This is a genomic window from Streptomyces sp. NPDC002520 (assembly GCF_053595235.1).
The window spans coordinates 13,713-27,043 of the sequence record NZ_JBSFXG010000015.1; the positions used below are offsets into that span (position 1 = coordinate 13,713).

Genomic DNA, 13,331 nt, shown 5'->3' on the forward strand with positions numbered 1-13,331 from the left:
TGGCCTATGCGGCAGGCATGTGGCCGTTCGACGGACAAGTGTCCAGGAACCGCCCGGGAACCGGATACTCCACGCACCGGTCCGCTCACCGATCGGGTTCGGGATCCTTCAGCCAGTTGACGAGCTCCGTCGAGAAGGCCACCGGGTCCTCCTCGTGCGGGAAGTGGCCGAGACCGTCGAACAAGCGCCAGCGGTACGGGGCTTCGACGTACTCGCCCGAGCCGGCCGCGCTGCGGGTGCGGGTCACCGGGTCCAGGGAGCCGTGCAGATGCAGCGTGGGCACCCGCACCGGCCGCTTCATCCTGCGGTTGAACTGGATGCCGTCCGGGCGGGCCAGCGAGCGCACCAGCCAGCGGTACGGCTCGATCGAGCAGTGCGCGGTGGACGGGATGCGCATGGCCCGCTGGTACGTCTGAACGGCCTCGTCCTCCGGCAGCCGCGGCCCCGACCACTCGCGGATCAGCCGGCCCACCAGCGCGCCGTCGTCGGCGGTCAGCTGCCGCTCGGGGATCCACGGCCGCTGGAAGCCCCAGATGTACGAGCTGGCGGCCGTCTGCCGGGCGTCCCGGAGCATCGCGGAGCGCCAGCGCCGGGGATGCGGCATCGAGACGACCGCGAGGCGCCGTACGAGCTTCGGCCGCATCGCGGCGGCCGTCCACGCCAGATAGCCGCCCAGGTCGTGGCCGACCAGCGCGGCGTCCGGCTCGCCGAGCGAGCGGATCACACCGGTGACGTCCAGGGCGAGGTTGGCCGGGTCGTACCCGCGCGGGGTGCGGTCGCTGCCGCCCACACCGCGCAGGTCCATGGCCACCGCCCGGTACCCCGCGTCGGCGAGCGCGGACAGCTGGTGCCGCCACGTCCACCAGAACTGCGGGAAGCCGTGCAGGAGCAGCACCAGCGGGCCGTCGCCGAGTTCGGCGATGTGGAAGCGCGCGCCGTTGGCGGCGACGTCCCGGTGCGTCACCTTGTCCCCGGAGGGAATGTCGATCCGTACGGCCGCTGCGGCGGCTGGCTCCGTCATGAGGACGAGCGTGCCACAGCCTCGGGCGTCCGGTCCCGCGGCAGCTCCGGGCGCGGGTGCGGCTTCGCGTTCTGCAGCACGCCCGCGGTCTCCTTCATCGACGCGGCGACCTTCTGCGGGCCCTTGCTCCGCTTGGCCTTCTTGGCGGACACCACACCGATCAGGCCGAGCAGGCCGGCGACCAGGACGTTGGCCGCGAAGGAGAGCACGAAGCAGATCGCCAGGTTCCAGTGGCTCCAGGTGCGGATGCCGTACGCCAGCGCGAAGTTGAGCATCGGCAGGGAGAACAGCAGCACCGCGCCCGCCAGCGTGAACGAACCGCCGCTGACCGCGCCGCGCTTCACGTCCTGCTTGAGCTGTGCCTTGGCCAGCGCGATCTCGTCGTGCACGAGCGCCGACATCTCGGTCGTCGCCGAGGCGACCAGTTGGCCGAGGCTGCGTTCGGCGCCGACCGGGGTGCCGTCGGGTGCACTCATCGCGTTCTCCCTCTGAGGTTTGGTGCCGTCTTGATTTGTACCGTCTCGTCAGATCATGCCGGACGACCGTCCTCGTCGCCTGCCCCGCCCGGCACTTCCGCACGCCCGTGGCGCGCGGCGGCGGCCTTTTCGGCGGCGATGCGCCGGTGCTCGGCTGCCTTGCGCTCGTGGATCCCCGCCATGCGCAGGTGGTACGCCGGGTCGTCCTGCTCGTAGATGTCCGGAATGCCGTCCTGGTCCTCGTCGCGCTCCTCGTCCTCGCACAGGCCGCGGTACCGGGTGTTGCGGATCTTGAGCAGCACCGTGGCGCCCAGGGCCGCGATGAGCGATCCGGTGAGGACCGCCGCCTTCACCTCGTCGGTCAGCACGGCGTCGCCGGCGAAGGCCAGCTCGCCGATGAGCAGCGAGACGGTGAAGCCGATCCCGGCGAGGGCCGCCACCGCGAAGACGTCGGCCCAGGCGAGGCCCTCACCGAGGGAGGCGCGGGTGAAGCGCACGGTCAGCCAGGCGCCGCCGAAGATGCCGAGGGTCTTGCCGGCGACCAGCCCGAGGACGACCCCGAGTGTCTCCGGCCGCGTGAACACGTCCCCGAGCGCCCCGCCGGAGACCGGAACGCCCGCGCTGAACAGCGCGAACAGCGGCACCGCGAGCCCGGCCGACAGCGGCCGCACCAGATGCTCGATGTGCTCGCCCGGCGAGTGCTGCTCGCCCTCGCGTGTGGTGCAGCGCAGCATCAGGCCCATCGCCACGCCCGCGATGGTGGCGTGCACGCCGCTGTTGTACATCAGCGCCCAGATCGCGACCGCCAGCGGCACGTACACGTACCAGCCGCGTACGCCCTTGCGCAGCAGCAGCCAGAAGACCACCAGTCCGGCGACCGCCCCGCCGAGCGCGGCGAAGTCGATCCGGTCGGTGAAGAAGATCGCGATGATGAGGATCGCGAAGAGGTCGTCGACGACCGCGAGGGTCAGCAGGAAGGCGCGCAGGGCGCTGGGCAGCGAGGTGCCGATGACCGCGAGGACGGCGAGCGCGAAGGCGATGTCGGTGGCGGTGGGCACCGCCCAGCCCTGCGCGGATCCGTGTCCGACGAGGTTGGTGAGCGTGTACACGAGGGCGGGTACGGCCATCCCGCAGAGCGCGGCCACCACCGGCAGCACGGCCGCCCTGGGGTCGCGCAGGTCGCCGGCGACCAACTCGCGCTTGAGCTCGATGCCGGCGACGAAGAAGAACACGGCGAGCAGGCCGTCGGCGGCCCAGTGGGCGACGGAGAGGTTCAGACCGAGGGCGCCGGGGCCCAGGTGGAAGTGGCTGACGGACTCGTAGCTGTGGTGCAGTGCGGGGATGTTCGCCCAGATCAGCGCGGTGACGGCGGCGACGAGGAGCAGCACGCCGCCGACGGTCTCGGTGCGCAGCGCATCCGCGACGATGGCCCGCTCGGGCAGGGACAGGCGTCCCAGGACCTTGCGGGCGGTGTTCGGGGTGCGGTGCGCGGTCACGGTGGAGACCTCCGGTGGTGGGCATGACGGAGCGTTTGCCGACCAGACTTCCCGGCACACCTTGAGGTTCCTGTCCCTCGGGGGACTTGTCGCGTCGAGGGCTTTGTTTAGTTTACCTAAGGTTGACGTCGGATGCATCCGCCCAGGCGCGGGCGGGGGGATCGGCCGAGGTTCAGTGCTGTACGAAAGGGGCGCCCGGCGTGTGCACGCCGGGCGCCCCTTCGGCCAGTACCGCCTGGGCCCAGCTCAGTCCTAGCCCGGTCCTCGGTCAGTCCTCGCTCGGCGAGGCCGGGAGCTTGGCCTGGATGAGGTCCATGACCGCGGAGTCCGTCAGCGTGGTGACGTCACCGAGCTGACGGTTCTCGGCCACGTCTCGCAGCAGACGGCGCATGATCTTGCCCGAGCGGGTCTTGGGCAGCTCCGCCACCGGCAGGATCCGCTTGGGCTTCGCGATCGGGCCGAGCGTGGCGCCGACGTGGTCACGCAGTTCGGCGACCAGCTTCTCGTCCTCCGACGCCGTGCCGCGCAGGATGACGAAGGCCACGATGGCCTGGCCGGTGGTCTCGTCGGCGGCGCCGACGACGGCTGCCTCGGCGACCGCAGAGTGCGAGACCAACGCCGACTCCACCTCGGTGGTGGAGATGTTGTGCCCGGACACGAGCATCACGTCGTCGACGCGGCCGAGGAGCCAGATGTCCCCGTCGTCGTCCTTCTTCGCGCCGTCGCCGGCGAAGTACTTGCCCTCGAACCGCGACCAGTAGGTGTCGAGGAAGCGCTGGTCGTCGCCCCAGATGGTGCGCAGCATCGACGGCCACGGCTCGGTGAGGACCAGGTAACCGCCGCCGCCGTCGGGCACCTCGTTCGCCTCGTCGTCCACGACGGTCGCGCTGATGCCGGGCAGCGCGCGCTGGGCGGATCCGGGCTTGGTCTCGGTGACGCCCGGCAGCGGCGAGATCATCATCGCGCCGGTCTCGGTCTGCCACCAGGTGTCCACGACCGGCGTCCGGTCGGCACCGATGTTCTTGCGATACCAGATCCACGCCTCGGGGTTGATGGGCTCACCCACGGAACCGAGGACCCGCAGCGAGCTCAGGTCGAACTGAGCGGGGATCTCGTCGCCCCACTTCATGAACGTACGGATGGCGGTCGGCGCGGTGTAGAGGATCGTGACCCGGTACTTCTCGACGATCTCCCAGAACCGGCCCTGGTGCGGGGTGTCCGGGGTGCCCTCGTACATCACCTGCGTCGCACCGTTGGCCAGCGGTCCGTACACGATGTACGAGTGCCCGGTGACCCAGCCGACGTCGGCCGTGCACCAGAAGACGTCCGTCTCCGGCTTGAGGTCGAAGACGGCCCAGTGCGTGTATGCCGCCTGGGTGAGGTAACCGCCGGAGGTGTGCAGGATGCCCTTCGGCTTCCCCGTCGTACCGGAGGTGTAGAGGATGAACAGCGGGTGCTCCGCCTCGAACGCCTCCGGGGTGTGCTCGGCGGACTGCCGCTCCACCAGCTCGTGCCACCAGACGTCCCGCTCGCCGTTCCAGGCCACGTCCTGCCCGGTACGGCGTACGACCAGCACGTGCTCGACGTTGTCGACCTTGTCGATCGCCTCGTCGACGGCCGGCTTCAGCGCGGACGGCTTGCCGCGCCGGTAGCCGCCGTCGGAGGTGATGACGACCTTGGCGTCCGCGTCCTGGATGCGGGTGGCGAGCGCGTCCGCCGAGAAGCCGCCGAAGACGACCGAGTGGGCGGCGCCGATGCGGGCCGAGGCCAGCATCGCGATCGCCGTCTCCGGGATCATCGGCATGTAGATGGCGACCCGGTCGCCCTTGCGGACGCCGAGCTCCAGGAGCGCGTTGGCGGCCTTGGAGACCTCGTCCTTCAGCTCCGCGTAGGTGATCGCACGGCTGTCGCCGGGCTCTCCCTCGAAGTGGATGGCGACCCGGTCCCCGTGCCCGGCCTCGACATGCCGGTCCACGCAGTTGTAGGCGACGTTCAGCTCGCCGTCCTTGAACCACTTCGCGAACGGAGGGTTCGACCAGTCCAGCGTCTCGGTAGGTTCCTTGGCCCAGGTCAGCCGGCGGGCCTGCTCGGCCCAGAAGCCGAGCCTGTCAGCCTTGGCCTGCTCGTACGCTTCGGCCGTGACGTTGGCGTTCGCGGCCAGATCGGCAGGCGGCGCGAAGCGTCGCTCCTCCTTCAAGAGGTTGGCCAGGCTTTCGTTGCTCACGACATCTCCCTTTCCCAGGGTGTCCGTTGTGTCCCCGGCCACACCTCATCAGACACGGGGGGTCGATGACAAGGGTGGACTCGAAATTGGTTTAGACCTTTCGGTCGATGTCGTGAGCTGCGGCTTCACGCCGGACCGAGCGCCTCCTCCGTGCCCTTCACTTCTTCCATCACATCTTCGAATACCGCATCGCCCTCCGTGCCGCGGAGCAGGTATGCCTGGGCCTCACCCACGTGGAAGTACATCCCGTGCAGCTCCAGCGCGCCGGCCGTCAGCGCCCGCGAGACCGACTCGTGCGCCCGCAGGTGGTCCAGCTGCTGGAGCACGTTGGTCAGGCACAGCTGCTCGACCGTGTCGGCCGCTGGCCGTCCGGCCAGCCGGGGCAGGGCCCGCCGGTCGCCGGCCATCCGCTCCAGGCTCGGCAGCCCGTGCTGCAGCCACCGCCTGAGCGGGGTCATGACACCCCCGGGGTCGCCCGCGAGCAGTGCCTGCATCGCCCCGCACCCGGAGTGCCCGCACACCGTGATGGAACGCACCCGGAGCACGTCCACCGCGTACTCGATGGCCGCCGCCACCGAGTCGTCCCCGTGCTCCTCGCCCGGCGGCGGCACCAGGTTGCCGACGTTGCGGACGACGAACAGGTCGCCGGGACCGCTGGAGGTGATCATCGACGTCACGAGGCGGGAGTCGGCACAGGTGAGGAAGAGCTGCGAGGGCCGCTGCCCCTCCCGCGCCAACCGCGCCAGCTCGTCCCGGACCAGTGGCGCGGTGTTCCGCTGGAACGAGCTGATGCCACGGGCGAGTTCGTGGGGGATGGGGTGGGGGTGGGTGGTGGTGACGGTTCCGGTGGTGGCGGTGGCGGTGTCGGTGGGGTCGGGGGTGACGGCGCCGGTGCTGGTGGTGGTACCGGGGTCCGGGCAGGCAGCGGGGCTGGTGTCGGAGCCCGGGCCGGTGCCGGTCTCGGCGGGCGCGAGGGTGCTTCCGCCGGCCCCGGCCCCGGCTCCGGCCCCGGCTCCGGCCCCGGCGCTGATCCCGGTGACGGCCCCGGTGCTCGTGCCGGTGCATCTGTCCGCGCCCGCGCCCGCGCCCGTGGCCGTGCCCGCGCCCGCGCCTGCGCTCGGCCCTGTGTTTCCGGGCGCGCCCGGCTCCGCACCGGGGCCGTCAGGGCCGGTGCGGGAGCTCCCCGAGCTCGCACCCGTACCGTCCGCACAGTCCCTTCCGCCCGCCGCAGCACCACCTGCCACGCCGCCGGACGGCATCGCGCACTGGTGGTTGCGCCATGGCGTCCATGGCCGGCACCGGCATACCGCCGAATCGGCCGCGGTGGTGGCGGTCCCGACTCCGCCGCGCCGGCCCACCAGCTCGGCGGTGCCGCCCCGCGCAGTGTGGGCGGTTCGCCAGTCCTGCAATGACTCGTACGCCGCGTGGTCCATGAACGACCCCTCCAACTCCACGACGGCGTGGACGCCTTGGGGTACGAGATGCAGGGCTCTGCTGAGCCGGGGCACCGCGAGGAACGTCAGCTGGCCTCGGGCGTGTACGTGATGGACTCCTCCCTTCTCCGCATGCGTGATCCGGGTGCGGGTGAGGCGGTGCAGGGCGACGGCGACCGCCATGGCGACCCCGAGGGACACGCCCTCCAGGACGCCGAGGAAAACCACGCCGAGTGTGGTGACGGCGTACACCAGCACTTCGCGGTGGCGCGTCACCGTGCGGATGTGGTGCAGGGACACCATCTGGATGCCGACGGCCATCACCAGGGCGGCGAGCGAGGCGAGGGGGATCCGCTCGAGGAGCGGGACCATCAGCAGCGCGGCGACTACTACGAGAACGCCGTGCAGCATCGTGGAGTTCCGGCTCAGGGCACCTGAGTTCACATTCGCCGAACTTCGCACGGCAACGCCCGCGACCGGCAGTCCGCCGAGCGACCCGGAGACGATGTTGGCGGCGCCCTGGCCGAGCAGCTCGCGGTCGAGATCGGAGCGGCCGACCAGCGCCTGGGGTGCGGGCCGGGCGGCGATCAGCTTGTCCACCGCGACCGCGCCGAGCAGCGACTGGACGCTGCACACCAGGGTGGTGGTGACCACAGTGGCGGCGATGCCCAGCACCGGCCCCTCGGGCAGTCCGGCCAGGGCGTGGCTGCGCCAGGACGGCAGGTCGACCCGGGGCAGGGTCAGGCCGGTGAGCGCCGCGGTGACGGTGGCCCCGGTGACGGCGACGAGGGCGGCCGGGATCCTGCGCAACAGCCGGCCCGCACGACCGGGAAGGCGGGGCCAGGCCAGCAGAAGCGTCAGGGTCAGCGCGCTCATCGACACGGCGGCCGGGTCGAGGTGGGCCAACTGGGCGGGCAGGGCCAGCAGGTTGGCGAGGACGGAACTGTCCGGGCTGCCGCCGAGGACGATGTGCAGCTGGGCGACGGCGATGGTGACACCGATGCCGGCGAGCATGCCGTGCACCACGGCCGGGCTGACGGCGAGCGCGCCGCGCGCCACGCGCAGGCAGCCGAGGCCGAGTTGGGCCAGGCCGGCGAGGACGGTGATGCCGCAGGTCGCCCGCCAGCCGTACTGGTGGATCAGGTCGGCGGTGACCACGGTGAGACCGGCGGCGGGCCCGCTGACCTGCAGCGGGGAGCCGCCGAGCCGCCCGGCGACGAGTCCCCCGACGGCTGCGGCGACCAGGCCCGCCTGCAGCGGGGCGCCCGTGGCGAGGGCGATGCCGAGGGAGAGCGGCAGGGCGATGAGGAAGACCGCGAGGGACGCGGACAGGTCGGCGCCCGCGACGCGAAAGCGGCGCCGCCGGGCGGGTGGGGTGTCGCGGGGTGGGTGGTGCTGGATACGAGGGGGTGCGCAGGCTGACATGTTCCCGTCTCCTCCGGGGCAGCGCGGTCGCGGACTGGGGGGTTCCTCGCCGAGAGAGCGAGAAGGGGTGGTCGCGGCCGTGGGTCACGGCGTGCAGCGGCGGGATGAATCAACTCTCAGTAAATGAACTGTAATGGAGAGTAAAGGCTCGGAATAGCTTTTCGGGGCAAATGGCGCAAATGATCACCTGCTCGGATGAAGCGGGCATTTCATCGGCTTGTCGTACTAATTCCTTCTCGGCCCCGTGCGACCTTGGCGGCGCTGTCGGCACAACCCCGGCAGAACGCGAGAAAAGCCTTCGTCAGCGTCCGCCTGAGAGTCGGCGGCCGCCCGAGAGAAGGAAGAAGGTGGGCGGAATATGGCCGCCACCCAGAGGATCGCTGTCGGCGCCGCCGTCGCCGCCGCGGCCTGTGCCGCGTCGCTCGCCAGCTGTGCGACCGGCTCCAACGGCTCGAAGGAAGGTTCGTCCGGCCCGCAGAGGGGGATGCCGGCCCCGCAGAGCGTGGTCCGTCTGATCGGTGACGGATCCACGGCGTTCACCGGTGCTCAGCCGCACCTGCCCACCCCCGAGCGGCTGAAGCCCGGTGAAAAACCACCGCAGTTCGTGGTGTTCTCCTGGGACGGCTCGGGCGAGGACAGCCAGAAGCTGTTCTCGCACTTCCGCAAGGTCGCCAAGGAGAACAACGCGAAGATGACGTTCTTCCTCAGCGGCGTGTACATGCTGCCCGAGGAGAAACGCGACCTCTACAAGCCGCCGCAGCATTCGCCGGGCCGCTCCGACATCGGCTTCAACGACCAGCAGGGCATCTCCGACACCGTGAAGCAGGTACGGCTGGCCTGGCTGGAGGGCAACGAGATCGGCACCCACTTCAACGGCCACTTCTGCGGTCCCGACGGCGGGGTCGGCGAGTGGTCCGTCGACGAGTGGAAGAGCGAGATCGCCCAGGCCAAGCAGTTCGTGCGGAGCTGGAAGAGCAACACCGGACTGACCAGGGCGGCACCGCTGCCCTTCGACTACGACAAGGAACTCATCGGAGCCCGCACCCCGTGCCTGGAAGGGCAGAAGAACTTCGTGAAGGCGGCCCGCGACCTGGGCTTCCGCTACGACTCCAGCGGCGTCGACGACCAGGTCTGGCCCAAGAAGAAGAACGGCCTGTGGGACCTGTCGATGCAGCTGGTCCCCTTCCCCGGCCACACCTATGAGCAGTTGACCATGGACTACAACTTCATGGTCAACCAGTCCGGCACCCAGACCCAGGGTGACCCCGACAAGTTCGACTACTGGGGCGACCAGATGCGGGACGGCCTGCTCCAGGGCTTCTACCGGGCCTACGACGGAAACCGCGCGCCCCTGATCATCGGCAACCACTTCGAGTCATGGAACGGCGGCACGTACATGAGGGCCGTCGACGAGGTGGTGAAGGAGGTGTGCAACAAACCCGAGGTGCGCTGTGTCTCCTTCCACCAGCTCGTCGACTGGCTGGACGCCCAGGACCCGCAGACACTGGCGAAGCTGCGCACCCTGGACGTGGGCGAGGCGCCGCGGCAGGGCTGGGCGTCCCTGCTCTCCGGCCGCCCGGCGCCGGCGCCGAAGGGGGTGCCCGGGGCGCCGGCCGTCAAGCAGTAGGTCTCAGGCGAGGGTTGCCACACTCTCGCCGAGCACGAACCCGGGGTCGACCTGCGCCGCCAGGTCGACCCCCGTGCGCTCGTTGCCCCACGACTGGGCGTTCTTCAGATGGAAGTGCACCATCTGGCGCGTGTAGCGCTCCCAGTCGCGCTGCTCGTACGTCGCGTCGGCCGCCGCCCGAAGGGCGTGCAGGGCGCGGACGTTGGTCTCCTCCAGGAGGTCGAACCGGGGCGGGCGTCCCTTCTCCATGGCGCGCACCCAGTCCGAGTGCCCGACCGTCACGAGCAGGTCGTCGCCGACCTCCGCGCGCAGGAAGTCGATGTCGTCCTGCCCCTGGACCTTGTTGCCGACGACTTTCAGGGTGATGCCGAAGTCGCGGGCGTACTCCTTGTACTGGCGGTAGACGGAGACCCCCTTGCGGGTCGGCTCGGCGATGAGGAACGTCACGTCGAAGCGGGTGAACATGCCGGAGGCGAAGGAGTCCGAACCCGCTGTCATGTCGACCACGACGTACTCGTCGGGGCCGTCGACGAGGTGGTTCAGGAACAGCTCCACCGCTCCCGTCTTGGAGTGGTAGCAGGCGACCCCCAGGTCGGCGTCCGTGAAGGGGCCGGTGACCATCAAACGGACGGCGCCGCCGTCGAGTTCCACGGGCCGCGCACAGGCGTCGTACACCGCGTTGGGCTCCCGCACCCGCACCAGTCGCGAACCCTCGCCCGGCGGGGTCGTCTTGATCATCGTCGCGGCCGAGGCGATGCGCGGGTTGGAGCCGCGCAGGTGGTCCTTGATCAGGGGCAGCCGCTCGCCCATGGCGGGCAGTGCGGCCGCTTCCGACTCGTCGAGGCCGAGCGCGGGGCCCAGGTGCTGGTTGATGTCCGCGTCGATGGCGACCACCGGCGCGCCGGCGGCCGCGAGATGGCGGATGAAGAGGGAGGAGAGCGTGGTCTTGCCGCTGCCGCCCTTCCCGACGAAAGCAATTTTCATGTTCACGAACAGTAGTCGGGTGATAGCTGTATGTGTCAGTGAAAGTGGAGAAGACCACTCCTTCGTGGGGTGCGGCAATAGGGCGCGGGGCGAAGCTCCTTGGGGGCTGGACGCCGGGCGAGGGGCGGGCGCGTACTGTCGTACTCATGAGTACGACAGGCGCGGCCGCCGATCCGCTCGCGGCCCTGGGCTCGCTGCCCGGTGTGACCGAGTCCGTTGAGTCCGTGCGCAAGGCCGTGGACCGGGTCTACGGGCACCGGATCATGCGGCGCCGCAGCAACGAGATCACCTCGGAGGCGGCGCTGCGCGCGGCGCGCGGCTCGGCTGCGCTGTCCGGCGCCGACTGGGCCCTGGAGGAGGTGCGCCGACGCACCGACTTCGGTGTCGATGCCGAGGCGCGGGTGATGGGCGCCGCCCTCCGGCTGACCGCGGAGGCGGGCCAGCTGCTGTCCATCTGGCGGCAGTCTCCCCTCAGGGTGCTGGCCCGGCTGCACCTGGTGGCAGCCGCAGTCGGCGGTGACGAGGTCGGCCGACCGCGCCATCCGGGCGAACCGGTCGAGGAGCCTCTGGTCGAACTGGCGCTGCCGGACGCCAAGGAGATGTCCGGTCGGCTGGACGGGCTGGCGGATCTGGTCATCGCGGGCAGCTCGGCACCGGCGCTGGTGACGGCGGCCGTCGTACACGGCGAACTGCTCGCACTGCGCCCCTTCACTTCGTACAACGGCCTGGTCGCGCGCGCGGCCGAACGGATCGTCCTGATCGGCAGCGGCCTCGACCCGAAGGCGGTCTGCCCGGCCGAGGTGGGGTACGCCGAACTGGGCCGCGCCTCCTACCTCGCCGCGCTGGACGGGTACGTCTCCGGCACCCCCGAGGGCATGGCGGCCTGGATCGCCCACTGCGGCAGGGCCGTCGAGCTGGGTGCGCGCGAGTCGACGGCGGTGTGCGAGGCGCTGCAGCGCGGAGCAGCCTGAGCGAGCGCGAAGCCCACGGAAGCCCGGGCGGGCACGCGGGTATGAAAGAGGGCCCCGGAAGGGGGCCCGCACAGGGTTGCGGCGGTACGAGTCCTCGTACCGCCGCTGGCATGCTCACCGGGTTACCAAGCGTCCTCGATATGTTGCCCATCAGGTCGGGTACTTTGCCCGTCACCTGGTGCGGCAGGCCCGTAATCGACGGGTCGACGTCGCGTGGGTGCCCTGCGTTCATGCGGGGTCCGTGGGGCCAAGTGCGTAGTGGAAGGTGATCCTCTCGGATGTCCTTTGGTCTCGCGGGCCGCTGAGTCCTTTCTACTGCAAGCCAGGAACAACCGGAACCCCTGGTTGTACTTCTTTACTTTCGGGTTCAAACAGGGGTGAATCGGTCAGGCGGTCGTGCCGCGGCGCCGGCTGGCGTACCAGACGAGGCCGGCGGTGGCGGTCGCCGCTCCTACGGCCGCCACCGCGACGAGCGCGGGGCGGGGCGGCACGGAGAACGTGGGCAGGCGCTGCTTGAGCGGAACCGGCCGGCGGAACGCCAGCACCGGCCACCCGCGCGCGACGGCCTCGCGGCGCAACGCGCGGTCGGGGTTCACGGCATGCGGGTGCCCGACCGCCTGGAGCATCGGCAGGTCGGTCGCCGAGTCGCTGTAGGCGTAGCTGCGGTCGAGGTCGTACCCCTCGGAGGCGGCCAGTTCCCTGATCGCCTCGGCCTTGGTCGGGCCGTAGGCGTAGTACTCCACCTCGCCGGTGAAGCAGCCGTCGTCGCCGACGACCATGCGTGTGGCCACCACCCGGTCCGCGCCGAGCAGCTCGCCGACCGGCTCCACCACCTCTGCGCCCGAGGTGGACACGATCACGACGTCGCGGCCCGCCCGGTGGTGCTCCTCGATGAGGGAGGCGGCCTCGTCGTAGATGATCGGGTCGATGAGATCGTGCAGCGTCTCGGCGACGATCTCCTTCACCTGCTGCACGTTCCACCCGCGGCACAGCGCGGAGAGGTACTCGCGCATGCGCTCCATCTGGTCGTGGTCCATGCCGCCGACCAGGAAGACGAACTGGGCATATGCGGTTCGCAGCGCGGCCCTGCGGTTGATCAGTCCGCCTTGGTAGAAGGACTTGCTGAAGGTGAGCGTGCTCGACTTCGCAATGACCGTCTTGTCCAGGTCAAAGAAGGCTGCTGCGCGGGGCGAGGAGTGGTTTTCCACGCCCCGAGCATAGGCGCCCACCATTCGGCGTAAGGTGGGGCGCGTGGGTTTGCCTGAGAAGGCTCTCGGGTACACCATGGAAGTCACGGATCGTTCGCGACCGTGCTAACCCGGCCCGACTCCTCCCCCCCCGAGTCGGCCGTGGGGACGACCCCCGCTCTCCCCCCCGGCGGGGGTCGTCGCATGTCCGGGTGCGTTTTCTTTCCTCTCCGCTCGACTCGGTGCCGGAAGCGTGTCGCTACGGCGCTTCTTTTGTCATGCCCATGATCTATTACTGAGGGTAATCGTCGTACTGCTCTACGGGAGTCGCACACGGTCAGTACGGAGGCCACCGGTATGGGTGACGGCGATATTCACAGGGGGCGAGTTGTCCCCAGTTTTCCACCAAGATCCACAAGATTTCCGGGCCTGCCGCACCGTGATTCCAGCGCGCTCGACCGCGGCGAGTTCATGGCCGGTTCCGATT

Annotated in this window: 9 protein-coding genes; 2 read left to right on the forward strand and 7 right to left on the reverse strand. The window is 70.3% G+C overall.

What is annotated here, in order from left to right; genetic code table 11:
• Window positions 1-85 precede the first annotated feature (85 nt).
• The 5 genes from ACWD5D_RS21690 to ACWD5D_RS21710 all read right to left on the reverse strand — a co-directional run bounded on the left by ACWD5D_RS21690 (window position 86) and on the right by ACWD5D_RS21710 (window position 8,075).
• Window positions 86-1,021, reverse strand: coding sequence for an alpha/beta fold hydrolase (locus ACWD5D_RS21690; protein ID WP_451374360.1), 936 nt, complete (start codon window positions 1,019-1,021; stop codon window positions 86-88).
• Entirely contained in the window at window positions 1,018-1,497 is a 480-nt protein-coding gene (locus ACWD5D_RS21695) for a phage holin family protein (RefSeq protein WP_451374361.1), read from the reverse strand. Before ACWD5D_RS21695 ends, ACWD5D_RS21690 begins: the two co-directional genes overlap by 4 nt.
• A gap of 53 nt (window positions 1,498-1,550) precedes the next feature.
• A complete protein-coding gene (gene nhaA, locus ACWD5D_RS21700; RefSeq protein WP_451374362.1) occupies window positions 1,551-2,993 on the reverse strand; it encodes a Na+/H+ antiporter NhaA in 1,443 nt (480 codons plus the stop codon).
• 268 nt (window positions 2,994-3,261) lie between these two features.
• Window positions 3,262-5,217, reverse strand: coding sequence for an acetate--CoA ligase (gene acs / locus ACWD5D_RS21705; RefSeq protein ID WP_451374363.1), 1,956 nt, complete (start codon window positions 5,215-5,217; stop codon window positions 3,262-3,264).
• Window positions 5,218-5,342: 125 nt separating this feature from the next.
• Window positions 5,343-8,075: a SulP family inorganic anion transporter gene (locus tag ACWD5D_RS21710; RefSeq protein WP_451374364.1), complete on the reverse strand. Its 2,733-nt coding sequence runs from the start codon at window positions 8,073-8,075 to the stop codon at window positions 5,343-5,345.
• 358 nt (window positions 8,076-8,433) lie between these two features.
• Between ACWD5D_RS21710 and ACWD5D_RS21715 the strand changes: the two genes are divergently transcribed.
• Window positions 8,434-9,702, forward strand: a complete 1,269-nt coding sequence (locus tag ACWD5D_RS21715; RefSeq protein ID WP_451374365.1) for a hypothetical protein — start codon at window positions 8,434-8,436, stop codon at window positions 9,700-9,702.
• A 3-nt stretch (window positions 9,703-9,705) separates the two neighbouring features.
• Here ACWD5D_RS21715 and ACWD5D_RS21720 read toward each other — a convergent pair whose 3' ends face one another.
• Window positions 9,706-10,686, reverse strand: a complete 981-nt coding sequence (locus ACWD5D_RS21720; RefSeq protein ID WP_451374366.1) for an ATP-binding protein — start codon at window positions 10,684-10,686, stop codon at window positions 9,706-9,708.
• A gap of 146 nt (window positions 10,687-10,832) precedes the next feature.
• On the opposite strand from ACWD5D_RS21720, the gene ACWD5D_RS21725 reads away from it, so the two are divergent.
• Complete coding sequence (locus tag ACWD5D_RS21725; RefSeq protein WP_451374367.1) at window positions 10,833-11,657, forward strand: oxidoreductase; 825 nt, start codon at window positions 10,833-10,835, stop codon at window positions 11,655-11,657.
• Between the two features lie 386 nt (window positions 11,658-12,043).
• On the opposite strand, the gene ACWD5D_RS21730 is transcribed toward ACWD5D_RS21725, so the two are convergent.
• Complete coding sequence (locus ACWD5D_RS21730) at window positions 12,044-12,889, reverse strand: HAD family hydrolase (RefSeq protein WP_451374368.1); 846 nt, start codon at window positions 12,887-12,889, stop codon at window positions 12,044-12,046.
• Window positions 12,890-13,331 lie beyond the last annotated feature (442 nt).

Bases quoted from the DNA above. Each gene is read 5' to 3' on its own strand.
- ACWD5D_RS21695 (WP_451374361.1), bottom strand. From the start codon at position 1,497: ATGAGTGCACCCGACGGCACCCCGGTCGGCGCCGAACGCAGCCTCGGC.
- ACWD5D_RS21725 (WP_451374367.1), top strand. From the start codon at position 10,833: ATGAGTACGACAGGCGCGGCCGCCGATCCGCTCGCGGCCCTGGGCTCG.
- ACWD5D_RS21710 (WP_451374364.1), bottom strand. From the start codon at position 8,075: ATGTCAGCCTGCGCACCCCCTCGTATCCAGCACCACCCACCCCGCGAC.
- ACWD5D_RS21690 (WP_451374360.1), bottom strand. From the start codon at position 1,021: ATGACGGAGCCAGCCGCCGCAGCGGCCGTACGGATCGACATTCCCTCC.
- ACWD5D_RS21720 (WP_451374366.1), bottom strand. From the start codon at position 10,686: ATGAAAATTGCTTTCGTCGGGAAGGGCGGCAGCGGCAAGACCACGCTC.
- ACWD5D_RS21730 (WP_451374368.1), bottom strand. From the start codon at position 12,889: ATGGTGGGCGCCTATGCTCGGGGCGTGGAAAACCACTCCTCGCCCCGC.
- ACWD5D_RS21715 (WP_451374365.1), top strand. From the start codon at position 8,434: ATGGCCGCCACCCAGAGGATCGCTGTCGGCGCCGCCGTCGCCGCCGCG.